The organism is Methylobacterium phyllostachyos (assembly GCF_900103445.1).
GTDB lineage: Bacteria > Pseudomonadota > Alphaproteobacteria > Rhizobiales > Beijerinckiaceae > Methylobacterium > Methylobacterium phyllostachyos.
Genome location: NZ_FNHS01000001.1, coordinates 386,350 through 402,085, shown reverse-complemented (window position 1 = coordinate 402,085; position 15,736 = coordinate 386,350). Strand labels below are relative to the sequence as shown.

Genomic DNA, 15,736 nt, shown 5'->3' with positions numbered 1-15,736 from the left:
TCACCACGCGTCTGGGCGGAGCCACTGACGCATATGAAGAGGACACTACCAGCCGGGCGTTAAGAACTCGTCAATCGGTCCTGTGCAGAGCGCCCCTATTCCCTATCGACAACCGGCAGGCGCTTGGCGTCCCGGGCGACCGCCACAAGCTCCAGGGACTCCTCCAACCCCAGCCGGGCGAGGACGGCGAGATCCTCTCGGTCCCGCGGGCGCACGCCGGGGAGCGCGTCGCCCTGCGCAAGACCGCCCCGCTCGGACATCTCGGCGGCGGCCTGCAGCATGTACCCCATGGCGCGGGGATGCTCGTAGGCGGCGGCGCGCCCGAGGAAGGCGAGCGCCCACCCCGGCAGCCCGTTCCGGAGCACCCGGTCTCGCGTAACCGTCCTCCGATTCAGGCCGGTCGCCCGCGACATCGGGTTCACGTAGTCACCCCCGAACACCGCGCCGGCGGCCGCCTCAACGGCATCGGAGAGCGCCTCGGCGATGACGGCGTGCTCGACGGGGCGGCCGGCGACATGCGGGACGCGGCCCTCGTATGTCAGCGGGGCGCCATCGACGGTGCCGACGGCTTCAGGATGTTCGGGCACGGGGCGGAGGACGACACGCATGCCTCGGCATAGCGCGCTCCCCGGAAACTAAGAAGGCCCCGGCTTCGCGCCGGGGCCTGTCTGCCCTCCCGAAGCCGGGAGGAGGTCTCAGTTATACTTGAACCCACGACGGTTACGGGTTTGCCCTCCCGCATGCGGGAGGAGGACCGTTCCGTGTGCCGTACGACATCGGCTTTAGGTTCGCCCTCCCACCGGGAGGACACCGCGACTTAGCGGCCGGTTTAGAATTGGGGATGCCGCTCGCCGCGTCAAGTCGAACCGGTCTTCTCGAATCGGCGTTTCCACATAGAATCGGACCACGTGCCCATGGAGAGGGCGCGGCTGCCGGTGGCGGGGTCCACTCCCGTCATGCCGGGTCACACGGCCAAAGCTGTCCCGGCACTCCTCGCACCACTTCCCGCGAGGACGACGCATGGCCGACGCACTCCCCGATTCCGCCATCACCGAGAAGATCGCCTCCCTCGCCAGCGCCGTCTTCGGCCTGAGCGACGACGAAGGCATGGCGTTCAACCGGGCCGTCAGCCTGTTGCGGGCGGAGAAGGCCAATGCGGATGCGCAGCGCATCGCGACGCTTCGCACCATGACCGACCGGGATCTCGCGCAGGAGGTCCTGTGGGAGTGCGTCGGACAGGGTTCTGACACGTACCCGGACCGCGCCCTGCAGATGCTGCGCGAGGGCGGCTTCGTCCGTCACGCCGGCATCGAGGCGGCGTACCGCGTTGGCTTCGAGGCCTCCAGCGAAGGCTGGAACGGCGAGCATCCCGGCGACGCGGCGGAGCAGCCCCGCTTTGCCCTGGCGATGCAGGAGGCCCTGGAGACCATCCGCGACCGTATCGAAGGGGACGCCTGATCATGTCGACAGTCTGGTACAAGCGCGCCTACGACCGCGCCGACCTCGACCCTGTCACGTTCGAGGCGCTCCCCGGCGCGATCCCGCCAGGCATCTACTGCGAGGACATGGCGGCCTATCGGGCGCTCCTCGCCGGCGCCCGCGAGAAGGGGGTGCAGATCGAGCCGGCATTCGGCGGCTCCAGCCTCGGCGGGCTGCCCGTGTCCGTCGCCACCCCCGAGCAGGCCGCAGCGTTCCAGGCCGCACCGGTTTCGACTGCCAAGGAGATGCTCGCCGAGGAGCGCACCTTACACGCGTTCGGGAACGCCCTCGTCGGCCGGCTCATCGCCGGCATGGGGCGCAGCGCGCAGGACGTCGCTCAAGAGCAGGTTGCACTCGAAGCCGAGGCGACCCGCTCCGCGATGCTTGAGAAGTGGCAGGCTCTTAAGGACAGCGTCTACGGCCCGGACGGTAAGGTCGACGTTACGGGCGAACATACCTCTCTGAGACGTGTCAGCCTGCCTGAGTACGGCATGCACACCGAGACGACGTGTGAACTCAACATTGTCGCGGAGGAGCGGTCCCCTCTCGTGGGGATACTGGCTGGTCTCCGGGAGCAGGGTCTGAACCGGCAGCAGCGCCGGGCGGCCGCCGCGCGGGCACGGAAGCGCATCCCCGACGCGGATCTGCCAGCCTGCGGGTCGTTCCATGGCTGAGCCCTACGCCCGCCTCGGCGACGATGTGGTCGTCTGCGACTTCGACTGGGACCACCCGAAGTGGCACTCGCCACGCTATTGGATCTTCCATGACGTGAAGCGCGGGCGACGCCTGTTCCAGGTCGGCAAGGCCCATGCCGGGGACGCCCCGTCGCGGGAGGTCCTCCTCGCCCTGCTGTCGGCGTTCGCCGCCGGCGAGCGGGCGGGCCGGGACGCCGGCGTCACCGAAGGGCGCGCCGAACTGGCCGGGGACATCCGCGCGCTGATCGGCACCGCGGCAGCGTGAGGGGGGGGCGACATGACCAGGTTGGAACGCGCCATCCGCCGGGATCTCCAGCGCACCGGCGTGCCGGTCCACCTCCGCCGCCGCATGGCGCGCAGGATGGCGGGCACGGCCAGCATGCAGGCCTTTGGTGCCGCGTTCGCCGAGCTCACCGAGGCGGACGTCAGGCGCCGGGCGGCGATGCTCGGCGGTGACGTGACGGCTGCCCGGGCAGCGCGCAACGGGGCGGCCGCCGGCGAGGCCGTCGCGCTCGCCTTCCTCAACCTAGGACGCCATGTCAGCGCGGGGCTCGACCGGCTGCAGGCGCAGTTCAACGGCAGGGCGTCATGACCGAGCGCGAGACCCTGACCCTCAGCCGGCTCGCCCCGGTGTTCGAGGCGCACGCCGTCCCGGAGGCGGACCGCCGGCTCGTCTACCGGGTGCTCGATGCGCTGATGGAGGAGGACTGCTCCCACGCCACGGCCGCCGAGTGCGTCCGCCACGGGGTGCTTTCCGGCGACGTCTACGAGGAGGTCCTGGCTTCGTGGAACGCCGGGCATCGGGGAATCCGCACGTGGTTCCGGCAGGCCCGCTGCTACGAGCAGGTCGCCCCGACGGCGAAGGGGCGGTCCCTGCTGCGCGATCTCGCCGAGGTCAACCCGGACTGGCAGGACAGGAGCTCGGCATGACAGAGAGCCTCTACCCCATCCATTCGGCATCCATCGACGCCAAGGCGGTCCGCGCGCTCAGGGACGCAGGTTGCGAGAGCGTCGTCATCGGCATCCCGTGGGACATGATCTTTCCCCACGGGGAGCAGGCTAGGGCGAACCATGGACAGGGCCTGATCCGCCTCATGCAGCGGGGCGGCATCGACGCCAACGAGGCCGTCAACATTCTGACGGGCCAGGGCAACCGGAACCGCCTCTCCCCGGCCGAAGCCAACAGGAAGCTCGCAGGCATGATCTCACTGTGGCGCGCCCGCCAGTCAGAGAGGCTCGACGGGATGCGGCATGCCGAGGCCATCGAGGCTGCCTTGCGAGAAGGGACACCGGCATGAACGAGGACGACGACGTGATGGCGCAGACCTGGTGCTGCCTCACGTGCTCGACCCGGCTGCGCTTCGGCGAGCTCCGCCTGCACGACGGCGCGATCAGGTGCCCTCGGTGCGAGAGCGTCGCGCTCCATCCGGCCGGCGGGGAGACCGTCGCACTGGACGAGTACGCCGGCCCTGTCGGGACGCTGAACTGATGACCCGCCCGCTCACCACCTTCGGCTGGACCGCCCGCGACGATGCGAGGGCGGCCCGGATTCGCGCGGAGCGGGGCGACTGGAGCGGGCCGACCACCCGCTTGCTCTCGGCCGACGAGGGTGTGTCTGTGGCGGAATGGGTCGAGCGTCAGAACTGGAAGGCGCAACGCACGCCTTACCTCGCAACGCTAATGGAGAACCTCCGTCCGGACAGCCCCGTCGTGCGGGTGTCCTACTGGCCAGCCGCCCTGCGGAAGGTAAATGGTCAATTCGCCGAGCCGCCGACGATACCCCCATGCGAGGGGTGAACCGGCAGCCGGCCGGGATGGTCCGCGTCGCGGCGCCGAGGTTCCCCGCCGGGATGCGGGAGGCCGTCGTGTGGCGCCGGGGCGTCCGGAGCTACGACGACCTGATGCGGGCCTACGCGGAGCGGGGCGCGCCCTTGGCCGCGGCGTCCACCAACTCGACAGCGTCGGGATGCTTGGACCGACCATCGCCGTACATCGCCCATGTCATGTAGGCCGTGTCGTAGTCGCGCAGCCGGAATCGCAGCTTCCTGAGGGTGACGGGCTTCGTCCCTTGGCCGATTAGCATCAGCAGCCCGAGCCCCTTCACCACGCCGAAGCTGCATCCGCCGCGGCCTCGCTTGTCGGGCCACACGACCTGGATGAGGTCGTACTCGGGCGAGACCCGGCGGATGTACGCATCCCATGGCTCGCCTGTCGCCTTCACATCCTCGACCGTCTCGTTCGCCTCCCGGACGAATTCCTTGCACTGGTCTGACGTCCAGCTCTTCGTATCCATGACGTGCATGCGAACCCTCGCTCAACCTGCGGCCATCCTGCCAGGCGACCGTTCGGGATTCGTTGAGCCGGTGCGCCCGATTGCCGGCGTGGCGGACGCCGCGTTGCGAGGGTCCGTGGCATTTTAGCGAACCCGGTCAGCCGGGGCGAACCAAGGCGCAGCTTGGCCGCCGGTGATTCGGTTTCAGGTAACTTGGCCCGTCCAGGGTGCCCTCCATTGACGGAGGATGCACATGTTGAGAGACGGCGACGCTACATTCCAGACGACTGACTTCCTGGAGCGCATCGGGAAGGTCAAGGCGCGGCAGGCCGCGGCCGACGACGCCCTCCGCTCCGAGTTCGACATCTACGAACGGGAGGCCGCGGAGCACACGCTCGAACTCGTCTACCGGCACCTCTACATGCTGCGGCAGAGCGTGCAGGTGATGCACGACATGCCCGACGAGGAGATCATCCCGATCCTGCGGGCCAAGGTCCGGGACCACGGGGGGGCGAAGAAGTTCTGCGCTGCCGTCCGCCGCTTCGCCGGCCTGGAGCTCGACCCAGACTGGATCGAGGAGCTCATCGAGGAGGACGAGGCGGACCACCCGGCCGCGTTGGTCTCGCCGCTCCTGAAGTCGGCGTTGGTCGGCCTCAGCGCCGGCATGAACGTCAATTCGGCAAACATCTCGCGCCGCGCCGCGGGGGGGCTCGACGCAGAGATGGGCGGGGAGCGCTAAGTCCGCATGCCGATTTGGCTCCCGCGCGACATCCTCTCACTGCCGGTGCCATCGTCCCATGCGACGGACGAACTCCGGCAGTACAGGATCAGGGTCGAAAGTTGGCGCTTCACGACGCGCATCGAGCTGGAAGCCGACCGGCATTGGCAACGCGCGCCAGTGACCGACTGGGCTCGCGAGGAACTGGAGCGGCGCATCTACGAGGCCTGGAAAGTCCGGCATCGGGGACATCATTTCGCGACGGTCGTTCAGGTCTGGCGCCGCGCCGACCCAGTGCCGGTCCTCCTGTCTGAGGATTCGCCCCTCCCGTATGGTGGGCCATTCATCGAATCTCGCGGGGGGAAGCCCGGACGAGTGACGATGAGCCAGAAACAGAGGCTCGTGCTTCTGCAGGACGGTGGCGTGAGGGCAGTGACCGTCAGGCACCGAGAAACCCTATGGAGTTGGCTTGTCACGCCGCTTGCCAAGCCGCTGGGCGAGGAGGCCATCCGCGCCGAGCAGTCCATGTTGCGCAGGGAGCTCAACTTGACGCTTGAGGATGTCGAGGCCTTGAAGGACCTTTAACGGACGGGGTGGCCCCACCCCGTCGTCGAAAGCTCTGCGCCATCGCGGAGGCGCACGCACCGGCCGTCTGGATAGCGACGGACTGTGCCGTGCGCGGGCAGACACCAGGTGACGGGCGTGCCGGTCGCGTCAGCCTCTACGATGTAGGCCGGGGGCTCGCCCCGCGCCGCCCGGGCGGCCTCGCGGGCCTGCATCGCGGCCACGAGGTCGGTGAGGGCCGTCATGTCATCAGAACTGCCGGTCGTCAGGCGCTCGGTCAATCAGCGTGCCCATGATACGGGTCAGGCGGGGACGAAAGGGGCCTGTGCTCATGGTGACGCGCGAGTTCGTTAGCTACGCGACAGACTACGAGATGTACGTCGGTCGCAAAGACTGGACGGATCTATCGATTGCAGACCAAGACAGGATCATCAACTGCATGACGAGTGCCGAAGGCAACATCGAGGCTCTTGTTATGAGCCTGGACTGGAAGCGCCGGCAGGAGATGGGGTTCGGGTGGTTGTTCGTTGCTTGCTCGTCGATGCTGGAGCGCGGCGGCAACATCGAAGCTGCAGATTGGGGCGACGCCCATCGGCATAATCTTTGGACGTTACTCTCGGACACCCCTGTCGGCCATAGGCTGTCCGAGGCATGGTATCCCGAAGAATACAAAGATCGCACGCCTCTCGATCCTAAGGTCCTCGAATGGCTTGCGTTGGACAGCCGGAGGGAAGACCCACTCGCGGATCTCCTCCATATGGACTGGAGTGCCGCCGAGACTCTGCTTGAACGCGTTCTCGGGCGTGTTGAACGTCCACCCGCTCCCACGAAGGCACGCGACGTCATCGAGAAGACGTGGAGCGAGCTAAGCTCGGCAGAGCGGAACTTGATGGTCGACGCAGCTTCGGTTGGCAACGAAGACGCGCTTACTGCCTTGGAGCGCGCCCTCCCGGCTCTGTCCGGCATCATTCGTCTCCGCGTCCAAGCCATCTTATGGCGTCGCGGAACGTGGCGGGCACGATGGGCGCGAAAGCTTGCGGTCCCGCTCTAAGCTCGGTTCCGCGGATGCCAGTCGGCCGCGCGGCATCCCTCAGCAGCGGAATCGCAACCGAATCCCCCGGACCGTGAGGGGACGGGTAATCCGCCTCTAAACTGGTATCAGGCTGGTATCACTAAGACGGCCCAACGCTGGGCATGAAAAAGGCCGGAGAGCTAAGCCTCTGTCGCGAGGACGCTTTCCGGCCTTGAAACGGTGGAGCGGGTACCGGGAATCGAACCCGGGTATTCAGCTTGGAAGGCTGCTGCTCTACCATTGAGCTACACCCGCGCGGGCGGAGCGTTAGCACGCCGGCCCGCGCGTGAGAAGGTGGCTCAGGCAAGCCTGAGCGCGGCGCGGGCCTCGGCGGGCGTGGCGACCCGACGTCCATGCCGGGCGACGGCCTCGGCCGCCAGCCCGACCAACTCGGCATTGCTTGAGGCCAGCCGGTCCTTCGTGACGCGGATATTGTCTTCCAGGCCGGTGCGGACCGCGTCGGCACCGCGTGCGAGCGCCCACTCCATCACCACTGCTTGATTGCGGCCGATCCCGGCGGCCGTCCAGGTTGCCTCCGGCAGGATCCGGCGGGTCTCGGTGAGCAGGATGTCGAGCAGGTGCTCCTCGGCCGGCATCGCGTTCTGGACGCCCAACACGAACTGCACGTGGGGCTGCGCGTCGATCAGGCCGGCCTCCACCAGCCGCTTGGCGCCGTGCAGGTGCGAGAGGTCGAAGATCTCAATCTCGGGCCGGACGCCGTACGCCTTCATCTGGCTCGCGAGGTCGGTCACGAGGCTCGCGGCGTTCTCGTAGACGATCGTGGGGAAGTTCACCGAGCCGGTGGACAGGGAGGCCATGTCGGGCCGGTGCTTGAGCGACAGGCCGCGGGCGGCCGGGTCTCGCCCGCGCCCGCCGGTGGAGAACTGCACGATCATCCCCGGGCAGTGCTTCCTCAGGCCTTCCTGCACCGCCGCAAACTTGTCCGGATCTGAGGAGGGCGACTCGTCGTCGTTGCGCACGTGGATGTGGCAGAGCGTGGCGCCGGCCTCGAAGGCCTGCTGCGTGGATTCGATCTGCTCGGTCACCGTGACCGGCACGGCCGGGTTGTCCTTCTTGCGCGGCACCGAGCCTGTGATCGCCACCGCGATCACCACGGGTGCATCGCTCCGGGATGCTGCCATCCGTCTTCCTCCTGTCTCATCCCCTCGCGCCGTCCGGGATAGCGCCGCGGGTCATAGATCTGAACCGGCGGGTGCGGGCGGCAGGTCCGTATCCGGGACATCTCCGATCGGATGACAGCCTGCCCTTGTGTCTTGCCGGCGCTTGCCGCACCTCTTCGGCCGCGAGGCACACGATGAACGACACCGTCCTGGTCCTGAACGGGCCGAACCTGAACCTGCTGGGCAAGCGCCAGCCGGAGATCTACGGGCGCGAGACGCTGGCCGACGTCGAGGCCCTGTGCCGCGAGACCGCCGCGGGCTTCGGGCTGGGGGTGGATTTCCGCCAGAGCAACGCCGAGCACGCGCTGATCGACGCGATCCATGAGTTTCGGGTCGGCTCGGCCGGCATCGTGATCAACGCGGGCGCCTACACCCACACCTCCGTGGCGATCCTCGACGCGCTCAACACCTGCGAGGTGCCGGTGATCGAGTGCCACATCTCGAACGTCCACCGGCGCGAGGCTTTTCGCCACCACTCCTACGTGTCGCTCGCCGCCACGGCCGTGCTGGCGGGCTTCGGTACGCACGGCTATGCCCTGGCCATCCGCCACCTCGCGCATCTGCGGGCCGGCCAGACGGCGTGAAGCGCGGATAGCGCACCGCGCAGGGTTGACGCTGGCGAAGACAGGGCGGAGGAGGGCGGTCAGGCCCTATTTCCACGCGCTCGTCCCGGCCGGACTGGTCTCCAGGGCCTCGGCGAGCGCTCCAGCGGAGCGCGCACGCCGCATGACCAGCCCCTTCCTGCCCCTCGATCGGCAAGTCATCGCCCGCGAGGCGGCCAAGATGTTTTTGGAAATTGGCGCAGTCCTCTTCTACAAGGATGAGCCGTTCAAGTTCACCTCCGGCTGGGCGAGCCCGGTCTACACCGACAGCCGGAAGATCATCTCGTTTCCGCGCTTGCGTTCGACGCTGATGGATTTCGCCACCGCCACCATCGTGCGCGAGATCGGCTACGAGAAGCTCACCCACATCGCGGGCGGCGAGACCGCCGGCATCCCCTTCGCCGCCTGGATCGCCGACCGGATGATGCTGCCGATGCAGTACATCCGGAAGAAGCCCAAGGGGTTTGGCCGCAACGCGCAGATCGAGGGCGAGATCGTCGAGGGCGCCCGGACCCTGCTGGTCGAGGATCTCGCCACCGACGGGCGCAGCAAGGTCAACTTCTGCAAGGCCCTGCGCGATTCCGGCGCCCAGGTCGATCACTGCTTCGTGCTGTTCTACTACGACATCTTCCCCGACAGCGCCGCGCTGATGCAGGAGATCGGCATCAAGCTCCACTACCTTACCACGTGGTGGGACGTGCTCGCAGTCGCCAAGGAGATGGGCACTTTCGATCCGAAGACGCTGGAAGAGGTCGAACGCTTCCTCAATGCCCCGGCGGAATGGTCGGCGGCACATGGCGGCATCTCCGCCTTCGGCCAGGCCTGAGAGGTTTCGCGATGAGCGTCGCCGACCTCTTCCCCGCCGAGCGCCACGAGGCGAAGCCGGTCGACCGGATCACGATCCGCCGGCCGGACGACTGGCACATCCACCTGCGCGACGGCGCGATGCTGAAGGCGGTGCTGCCCTACACGGCGGCGCAGTTCGCCCGAGGCATCATCATGCCGAACCTCGTGCCGCCGGTGACCACGGTGGCGGCCGCGCAGGCTTATCGCGAGCGCATCCTCGCCGCGCTGCCCGCCGGCATGGACTTCACCCCGCTGATGACCTGCTACCTGCGGGACGATACCGATCCGGACGAGATCGAGCGCGGATTCGCGGAAAAGGTCTGGGTCGCCGCCAAGCTCTATCCGGCCGGCGCGACCACGAACTCGCATGCCGGCGTCACCGATCTGATTGGTCTGGGCCCCGTGCTGGAGCGCATGGAGCGGATCGGCATGCCGCTGCTGATCCACGGCGAGGCGACCGACCCGGAAATCGACATCTTCGACCGGGAGGCCGCCTTCATGGAGGGCAGCCTGATTCCGCTGCTCGGTCGCCACCAGGGGCTGAAGGTCACGGTGGAGCACGCCACAACGGCGGAGATCCTCGACGTGGTCCGCGAGAACCGGAGCCGGTGCGCGGCCACGATCACGCCGCACCACCTCGTGATCAACCGGACCCACATTTTCCAGGGGGGCCTGCGCCCGCACCTCTACTGCCTGCCGGTGGCCAAGCGCGAACGGCACCGTCTGGCGTTGCGCAAGGCCGCAACCTCGGGCGAGGCCTGCTTCTATCTCGGCACCGACACGGCCCCGCATGTCCGCGGCGCCAAGGAAGCGTCCTGCGGCTGCGCCGGCGTGTTCTGCGGGCCCTCCGCGCTCCAGACCTACGTGCAGGTCTTCGACGAGGAGGGGGCGCTGGGCCGGTTCGAGGCCTTCGCGTCGCTCAACGGCGCGCGGTTCCACGGGCTGGAGCCCAATGCCGGAACCGTGACCCTGGAGCGGCGGGAGAGCCGCATCGCCGAGGCGGTGGCGGTCGAGGATACCGCGGTGGTGGTCTTCCGCGGGGACGAGACGCTGCCCTGGGCCGTGGAATGACGACCTAGGCAAACGGGTGCGCCACGCAGCATCTCGTGGCTGTGCTCGATTAGACAGGTGTCCGATCTTGCATCGCCAAGCCGTCGGGGCAGACCACCAGGGCGAAGGAGCGGTACGATGCAGGACGCGCGACAGGACGGCATCACGGCCATGGGCGCGGTCGACCTCGCCGCCGCCATCCGCGGCCGGGTGGTCTCCTGCGTCGAGGTGATGCGCGCCTATCTGGAGCGCATCCACCGGCTCAACCCGCAGGTGAACGCCATCGTGGCTCTGCGGGACGACGCCGCGCTCCTGCAGGAGGCCGAGGCTGCCGACGCCGCCCTGGCGCGTGGTGATGCCGTCGGGCCACTGCACGGCTTCCCGCTGGCCGTGAAGGATCTCGATCCGGTCCGCGGCCTGCGCTTCACGCAAGGCTCGCCGATCTTCGCCGACCGGATCGCCGACGCGGACTCGATCATGGTGAGCCGCCTGCGCGCCGCCGGGGCGATCTTCATCGGCAAGACCAACGTTCCTGAGTTCGGCCTCGGCTCGCACAGCTTCAACCCGGTCTACGGCACCACCGCCAACCCTTACGACCTGGGGAAGAGCGCGGGCGGGTCGAGTGGCGGCGCCGCGGTGGCGGTGGCCCTGCGGATGCAGCCGGTCGCCGACGGCAGCGACCATGCCGGCTCCCTGCGCAACCCGCCTGCCTTCAACAACTGCTACGGCCTGCGCCCGAGCTGGGGCCGCATCCCCGCCGAGGCCAAGGACGTGTTCAGCCCCAGCCTCGCGGTGCTCGGCGCGATCGGGCGCACGCCCGCCGATATCGGCCTGATGCTCTCCGTCCAGGCGGGTTATGACCCGCGCTGCCCGAACGCCATCCGCCAGGACCCATCGGCCTTTGCAAGCCCGCTCGCCCGCGACTTCCGCGGCACCCGGATCGCGTGGCTCGGCGATTGCGGCGGCCAGATCCCGTTCGATCCGGGCGTGCTCGAGGTGGGGCGCGCTGCTCTCTCGACCTTCGTCGAGATCGGCTGCACCGTCGAGGAGGCGGTGCCGCGCTACGACATGGAGCAGCTCTGGCAGGACTGGCTGGTGCTGCGGGCGCTCACCGTCGCGGCAAATCTCCGCCCGTTCTACGACGAGCCCCGCCACCGGGCTCAGCTCAAACCGGAGGCCGCCTGGGAGGTCGAGCGCGGGCTGGCGCTCGGCGCCGACCGGATCATTGCAGCGCTTGAGGGGCGTACCCGCTGGTACGAGACCCTGCGCCGCTTCATGGAGGCCTACGACTACCTCGTGATGCCGACGACGCAGGTCTTCCCCTTCGATAAGGATCTGCGCTGGCCCGAGACGGTCGGCGGCCGAGCGATGGACACCTACCATCGCTGGATGCAGGCCGTGATCCCCGTGACCATGTCGGGCCTACCGGCGCTCGATGTTCCGGCTGGGTTCGGTGAGGCCGGCCTGCCCACCGGCATCCAGATCGTCGGCCGCAATCACGGCGAACTCGCCTGCCTGCAACTCGGCGCGGCCTACGACGCGGCGAGCAACTGGGTCCGCCGATATCCGCCGCCGCTGAACTGAGCTGACTTTCCTGAAACAATCGCCGGGTGCGTTGACCGGCCTCGCACTCTCCGCTAAGAGGCCCGACACTTCGCGTGTCGACCATGAGCCAGTTCCGGATCATGGGGCCGCCGCGGAGCAGGTTCGGATATCCAATGACCACGGTCCTTATTGTAGCGGTAGCGTCACCGACGGGGCGGCCCTGAGCTAGGGCCGCGATCCGGGCGGTGGCGCATGCAGGGTCCCTCGGGGCCCTTTTTTGTTGCCCGCGTCCGGGCGGGACAGGACTGGGACGGACGGAGATCCGAGGCGAAAGAGACACCTTCGGGCGAGGCGGAGACCGCCCCGCATGACGAGGGTGCCGGGAGAGAGGACGGGGCCGGGCGGCGATCCCAGGATCGCGGTGGCTCCGGAGAGCGCGAGGAGACGAGCATGGGCGGCGAGGTCATGACCGGGGCCGAGATGGTCATCCGGGCCTTCCAGGATCAGGGTGTCGATACGCTGTTCGGATATCCGGGCGGCGCCGTACTTCCGATCTACGACGCACTTTTTCATCAGAACGCCGTCAAGCACATCCTCGTCCGCCACGAGCAGGGCGCCGTCCACGCCGCGGAGGGCTATGCCCGCTCCTCCGGGAAGGTCGGCTGCGTCCTCGTCACCTCGGGCCCCGGCGCCACCAACATCGTCACCGGGCTGACCGACGCGATGCTGGATTCGATCCCGCTGGTCTGCATCACCGGCCAGGTTCCGACGCATCTGATCGGCACCGACGCGTTCCAGGAATGCGACACGGTCGGCATCACGCGCCACTGCACGAAGCACAATTACCTCGTCAAATCGATCGACGACCTGCCGCGCATCCTGCACGAGGCGTTCTACGTGGCGGCGAATGGCCGTCCCGGACCGGTCGTGGTCGACCTGCCGAAGGACATCCAGTTCGCCTCCGGCCTCTACGAGCAGCCGGAGATCGCGAGCCACAAGACCTACCGCCCGGCCGTGAAAGGCGATGCCGACCGGATCCGCGCGGCCGTCGAGCTGATGGCGACCGCGCGCCGGCCGGTCTTCTACACCGGCGGCGGCGTGATCAACTCGGGGCCTGAGGCCTCGCGCCTGCTGCGCGAGTTCGTCCGCGAGACCGGCTTCCCGGTTACCTCGACCCTGATGGGGCTCGGCGCCTATCCGGGTACGGACGAGAAGTTCCTGGGCATGCTCGGCATGCACGGGACCTACGAGGCCAACCTCGCGATGCACGAGTGCGACGTGATGATCTGCGTCGGCGCCCGGTTCGACGACCGGATCACCGGCCGGCTCGACGCGTTCTCGCCCTTCTCCAAGAAGATCCACATCGACGTCGATGCCTCCTCGATCAACAAGGTGGTCAAGGTCGATGTCGGGATCGTCGGCGACTGCGCCTCAGTGCTGGCCGACATGCTGGAGGCGTGGCGCGCCCTGCCGTCGCGGCCGGAGAAGTCGAACCTCGATCCGTGGTTCCAGAAGATCAAGGCCTGGAAGGCGCGGGACTGCCTCGCCTACTGGCCCTCGGGCACGATCATCAAGCCGCAATACGCTGTGCAGCGCCTCTATGAGGCCTGCAAGGACCGCGAGACCTACATCACCACCGAGGTGGGTCAGCACCAGATGTGGGCGGCCCAGTACTTCAAGTACGACGAGCCGAATCGCTGGATGACCTCGGGCGGCCTCGGCACGATGGGCTACGGCCTGCCGGCGGCGATCGGCACGCAGCTCGCGCATCCGAACGGTCTCGTGATCGACATCGCCGGCGAGGCCTCGATCCTGATGAACATGCAGGAGATGTCGACGGCGGTGCAGTATCGCCTGCCGATCAAGGTGTTCATCCTGAACAACGAGTACATGGGCATGGTCCGGCAGTGGCAGGAGCTGCTGCACGGCTCGCGCTACTCGCAGAGCTACTCGGAGAGCCTGCCGGACTTCGTGAAGCTCGCGGAGGCCTACGGCGCCAAGGGCATGCGCTGCGAGAAGCCGGGCGACCTCGACGGCGCCATCGCGGAGATGCTGGCCCATGACGGGCCGGTGATCTTCGACTGCATCGTCGACAAGACCGAGAACTGCTTCCCGATGATCCCGTCGGGCAAGGCGCACAACGAGATGCTCCTGTCCGACTACCTCGGCGAGACCGGCGTCGAACTCGGCGACGTGATTTCCGAGGAAGGCAAGATGCTGGTCTGATCGGCTGGCATCACAGGATCGATCGCGAATATCCTGGTTTCTAAAGGTCGAGACCTTTTGCGGGTGCAGGGCAGAGCCCTGCGGTCGGGTTTTACCCGATGTCGGGGCGCTGCCCCGACACCCCGCCGAAGGGCACGCCCTTCGGAAACCCCGACGAGGACGAAGCCGGCCATGAACGCGATGAACACCCACTACCCCGATGCCGTCCGCGTCGAGCCGGTGAACCGGCACACGCTGGCGGTGATCGTCGACAACGAGCCCGGCGTGCTCGCCCGTATCTCCGGCTTGTTCTCCGGCCGCGGCTACAACATCGAGAGCCTGACCGTCTCCGAGACCGAGGAGGCGCGCCACATCTCGCGCATCACCATCGTGACCACCGGAACGAACGCCGTGATCGAGCAGATCAAGGCGCAGCTCGACCGGCTGGTGCCGGTGCACCGGGTGGTGGACCTCACGCTCCAGGGCAACGCCATCGAGCGCGAGATCTGCCTCGTGAAGGTGAAGGGCGAGGGCGAGCACCGGAGCGAGGCTCTACGGCTCGCCGCCGCTTTCGGCGCCAAGACGCTGGACGCCACGCTCAATTCGTTCGTGTTCGAGCTGACGGGTGCCACCGAAGAGATCGACCGGTTCGTGCGCCTGATGAGCGTGATTGGGCTGGTGGAGATCTGCCGGACGGGCATTTCTGCCATGGGGCGCGGGGCGGAGCCGCTCTGAGCTTCTGACGCGCGGTCAGTCGGTGCTCGGGGGAGCCGAAGGCCGTCGTCGGATACGAAGGCGGCAGCCCGCCGGCTCATGTCGCTGAAAACGCCGTGCCCGTATTCGTCGATCAAGGACCCCGCATGACCGCCCGCAGCCTCTACTACGCCCCCGGCGCCTGCTCGCTCGCCGCTCACATCATCCTGGAGGAATCCGGGCTGCCCTATGAGGGCATCAAGCTCGACCTCGCCGCGGGCGACCAGCGGCGGCCGGAATACCTGTCCATCAACGATCGCGGCCGCGTGCCGGCGCTGACCGAGGACGGCTGGGTGCTCACCGAATGCGCGGCCATCATCCGCCACGTCGCCCGTCAGGTGCCCGAGAAGGGGCTGTGGCCGACGGATCTGCGAGAGCAGGCCGCCGCCGACGAGTGGCTCGGCTGGCTCGCCTGCAACCATCACGTGACCTACGCCCATGTCCGCCGTCCGGAGCGCTACACCGACGACGAGAATGCCTTCGAGGGCATCAAGGCGAAGGCAGCCAACACCTACGCGGATCTCGCCACGATGACCGAGGTGCGCCTCTCGCACGGCGGCTGGGCGGTGGGCGACCGGTTCAGCGTGGTCGATGCCTACCTGATGGTCTTCTGGTTCTGGGCGAACGGCCCGGTGCTGCGGTTCGACATGGCCGGCCGCTTCCCGGCCTGGACCGCCCATGCCCGCCGGGTCGCCGAGCGCCCGGCCGTGCAGGCCGTCTTTGCCCGCGAGGGACTGCCGCTTCCGCGCTGACA

21 protein-coding genes and 1 tRNA gene are annotated in these 15,736 nt (G+C 68.0%); 18 read left to right on the top strand and 4 right to left on the bottom strand.

Going from position 1 to position 15,736, the window contains the following annotated elements:
• Positions 1–95: 95 nt before the first annotated feature.
• Positions 96–608, bottom strand: coding sequence for a hypothetical protein (locus tag BLQ49_RS29445; RefSeq protein ID WP_091712839.1), 513 nt, complete (start codon positions 606–608; stop codon positions 96–98).
• Between the two features lie 412 nt (positions 609–1,020).
• Here BLQ49_RS29445 and BLQ49_RS01930 point away from each other — a divergent pair, with 412 nt between their 5' ends.
• Genes BLQ49_RS01930 through BLQ49_RS01895 form a run of 8 tightly spaced genes read left to right on the top strand, consistent with a single transcriptional unit; the run spans position 1,021 to position 3,971 of the window.
• Positions 1,021–1,458 (top strand): hypothetical protein, encoded by a 438-nt coding sequence (locus BLQ49_RS01930; protein ID WP_091712838.1) that lies wholly within the window; start codon positions 1,021–1,023, stop codon positions 1,456–1,458.
• A 2-nt stretch (positions 1,459–1,460) separates the two neighbouring features.
• Positions 1,461–2,153, top strand: coding sequence for a hypothetical protein (locus tag BLQ49_RS01925; RefSeq protein ID WP_091712836.1), 693 nt, complete (start codon positions 1,461–1,463; stop codon positions 2,151–2,153).
• Positions 2,146–2,439, top strand: coding sequence for a hypothetical protein (locus BLQ49_RS01920; RefSeq protein ID WP_091712834.1), 294 nt, complete (start codon positions 2,146–2,148; stop codon positions 2,437–2,439). The genes BLQ49_RS01925 and BLQ49_RS01920 overlap by 8 nt, the downstream gene beginning before the upstream one ends.
• A gap of 12 nt (positions 2,440–2,451) precedes the next feature.
• Positions 2,452–2,766, top strand: coding sequence for a hypothetical protein (locus BLQ49_RS01915; RefSeq protein WP_091712832.1), 315 nt, complete (start codon positions 2,452–2,454; stop codon positions 2,764–2,766).
• On the top strand, positions 2,763–3,104 hold the full coding sequence (locus tag BLQ49_RS01910) for a hypothetical protein (RefSeq protein ID WP_091712830.1): 342 nt from the start codon (positions 2,763–2,765) through the stop codon (positions 3,102–3,104). Before BLQ49_RS01915 ends, BLQ49_RS01910 begins: the two co-directional genes overlap by 4 nt.
• The gene (locus BLQ49_RS01905; RefSeq protein ID WP_091712829.1) at positions 3,101–3,472 is read left to right on the top strand and encodes a hypothetical protein; all 372 of its coding nucleotides are present in this window, start codon (positions 3,101–3,103) and stop codon (positions 3,470–3,472) included. The genes BLQ49_RS01910 and BLQ49_RS01905 overlap by 4 nt, the downstream gene beginning before the upstream one ends.
• Positions 3,469–3,663 (top strand): hypothetical protein, encoded by a 195-nt coding sequence (locus BLQ49_RS01900; protein WP_091712827.1) that lies wholly within the window; start codon positions 3,469–3,471, stop codon positions 3,661–3,663. Before BLQ49_RS01905 ends, BLQ49_RS01900 begins: the two co-directional genes overlap by 4 nt.
• Complete coding sequence (locus tag BLQ49_RS01895) at positions 3,663–3,971, top strand: hypothetical protein (protein WP_091712825.1); 309 nt, start codon at positions 3,663–3,665, stop codon at positions 3,969–3,971. The genes BLQ49_RS01900 and BLQ49_RS01895 overlap by 1 nt, the downstream gene beginning before the upstream one ends.
• Positions 3,972–4,083: 112 nt before the next feature.
• Here BLQ49_RS01895 and BLQ49_RS01890 read toward each other — a convergent pair whose 3' ends face one another.
• Complete coding sequence (locus tag BLQ49_RS01890; protein WP_143012189.1) at positions 4,084–4,467, bottom strand: hypothetical protein; 384 nt, start codon at positions 4,465–4,467, stop codon at positions 4,084–4,086.
• 232 nt (positions 4,468–4,699) lie between these two features.
• On the opposite strand from BLQ49_RS01890, the gene BLQ49_RS01885 reads away from it, so the two are divergent.
• From BLQ49_RS01885 to BLQ49_RS01870, 3 genes are all read left to right on the top strand, one after another.
• Positions 4,700–5,185 carry a hypothetical protein gene (locus BLQ49_RS01885; protein ID WP_091712822.1) on the top strand — a complete coding sequence of 162 codons (486 nt, stop codon included), beginning with the start codon at positions 4,700–4,702 and terminating at the stop codon, positions 5,183–5,185.
• Positions 5,186–5,191: 6 nt separating this feature from the next.
• A complete protein-coding gene (locus tag BLQ49_RS01880) occupies positions 5,192–5,749 on the top strand; it encodes a hypothetical protein (RefSeq protein WP_091712821.1) in 558 nt (185 codons plus the stop codon).
• Between the two features lie 310 nt (positions 5,750–6,059).
• A complete protein-coding gene (locus BLQ49_RS01870; protein ID WP_143012188.1) occupies positions 6,060–6,779 on the top strand; it encodes a hypothetical protein in 720 nt (239 codons plus the stop codon).
• Between the two features lie 202 nt (positions 6,780–6,981).
• Here BLQ49_RS01870 and BLQ49_RS01865 read toward each other — a convergent pair.
• A tRNA-Gly gene (locus tag BLQ49_RS01865) sits at positions 6,982–7,055 on the bottom strand.
• 44 nt (positions 7,056–7,099) lie between these two features.
• Positions 7,100–7,942: a 3-oxoadipate:acetyl-CoA acetyltransferase gene (locus BLQ49_RS01860; RefSeq protein WP_091712816.1), complete on the bottom strand. Its 843-nt coding sequence runs from the start codon at positions 7,940–7,942 to the stop codon at positions 7,100–7,102.
• A 173-nt stretch (positions 7,943–8,115) separates the two neighbouring features.
• Between BLQ49_RS01860 and aroQ the strand changes: the two genes are divergently transcribed.
• From aroQ to BLQ49_RS01825, 7 genes are all read left to right on the top strand, one after another.
• Positions 8,116–8,565: a type II 3-dehydroquinate dehydratase gene (aroQ, locus tag BLQ49_RS01855; RefSeq protein ID WP_091712814.1), complete on the top strand. Its 450-nt coding sequence runs from the start codon at positions 8,116–8,118 to the stop codon at positions 8,563–8,565.
• A 142-nt stretch (positions 8,566–8,707) separates the two neighbouring features.
• Positions 8,708–9,409 carry an orotate phosphoribosyltransferase gene (locus tag BLQ49_RS01850; protein ID WP_091712812.1) on the top strand — a complete coding sequence of 234 codons (702 nt, stop codon included), beginning with the start codon at positions 8,708–8,710 and terminating at the stop codon, positions 9,407–9,409.
• Positions 9,410–9,420: 11 nt separating this feature from the next.
• On the top strand, positions 9,421–10,500 hold the full coding sequence (gene pyrC / locus BLQ49_RS01845; RefSeq protein WP_091712810.1) for a dihydroorotase: 1,080 nt from the start codon (positions 9,421–9,423) through the stop codon (positions 10,498–10,500).
• Positions 10,501–10,617: 117 nt separating this feature from the next.
• On the top strand, positions 10,618–12,063 hold the full coding sequence (locus tag BLQ49_RS01840; RefSeq protein ID WP_091712809.1) for an amidase: 1,446 nt from the start codon (positions 10,618–10,620) through the stop codon (positions 12,061–12,063).
• A gap of 411 nt (positions 12,064–12,474) precedes the next feature.
• Positions 12,475–14,250 (top strand): acetolactate synthase 3 large subunit, encoded by a 1,776-nt coding sequence (locus BLQ49_RS01835; RefSeq protein ID WP_091712807.1) that lies wholly within the window; start codon positions 12,475–12,477, stop codon positions 14,248–14,250.
• A 171-nt stretch (positions 14,251–14,421) separates the two neighbouring features.
• Positions 14,422–14,964 (top strand): acetolactate synthase small subunit, encoded by a 543-nt coding sequence (gene ilvN, locus BLQ49_RS01830; RefSeq protein ID WP_091712806.1) that lies wholly within the window; start codon positions 14,422–14,424, stop codon positions 14,962–14,964.
• 125 nt (positions 14,965–15,089) lie between these two features.
• Positions 15,090–15,734, top strand: a complete 645-nt coding sequence (locus tag BLQ49_RS01825) for a glutathione S-transferase family protein (RefSeq protein WP_091712804.1) — start codon at positions 15,090–15,092, stop codon at positions 15,732–15,734.
• The last annotated feature ends 2 nt before the right edge of the window (positions 15,735–15,736 follow it).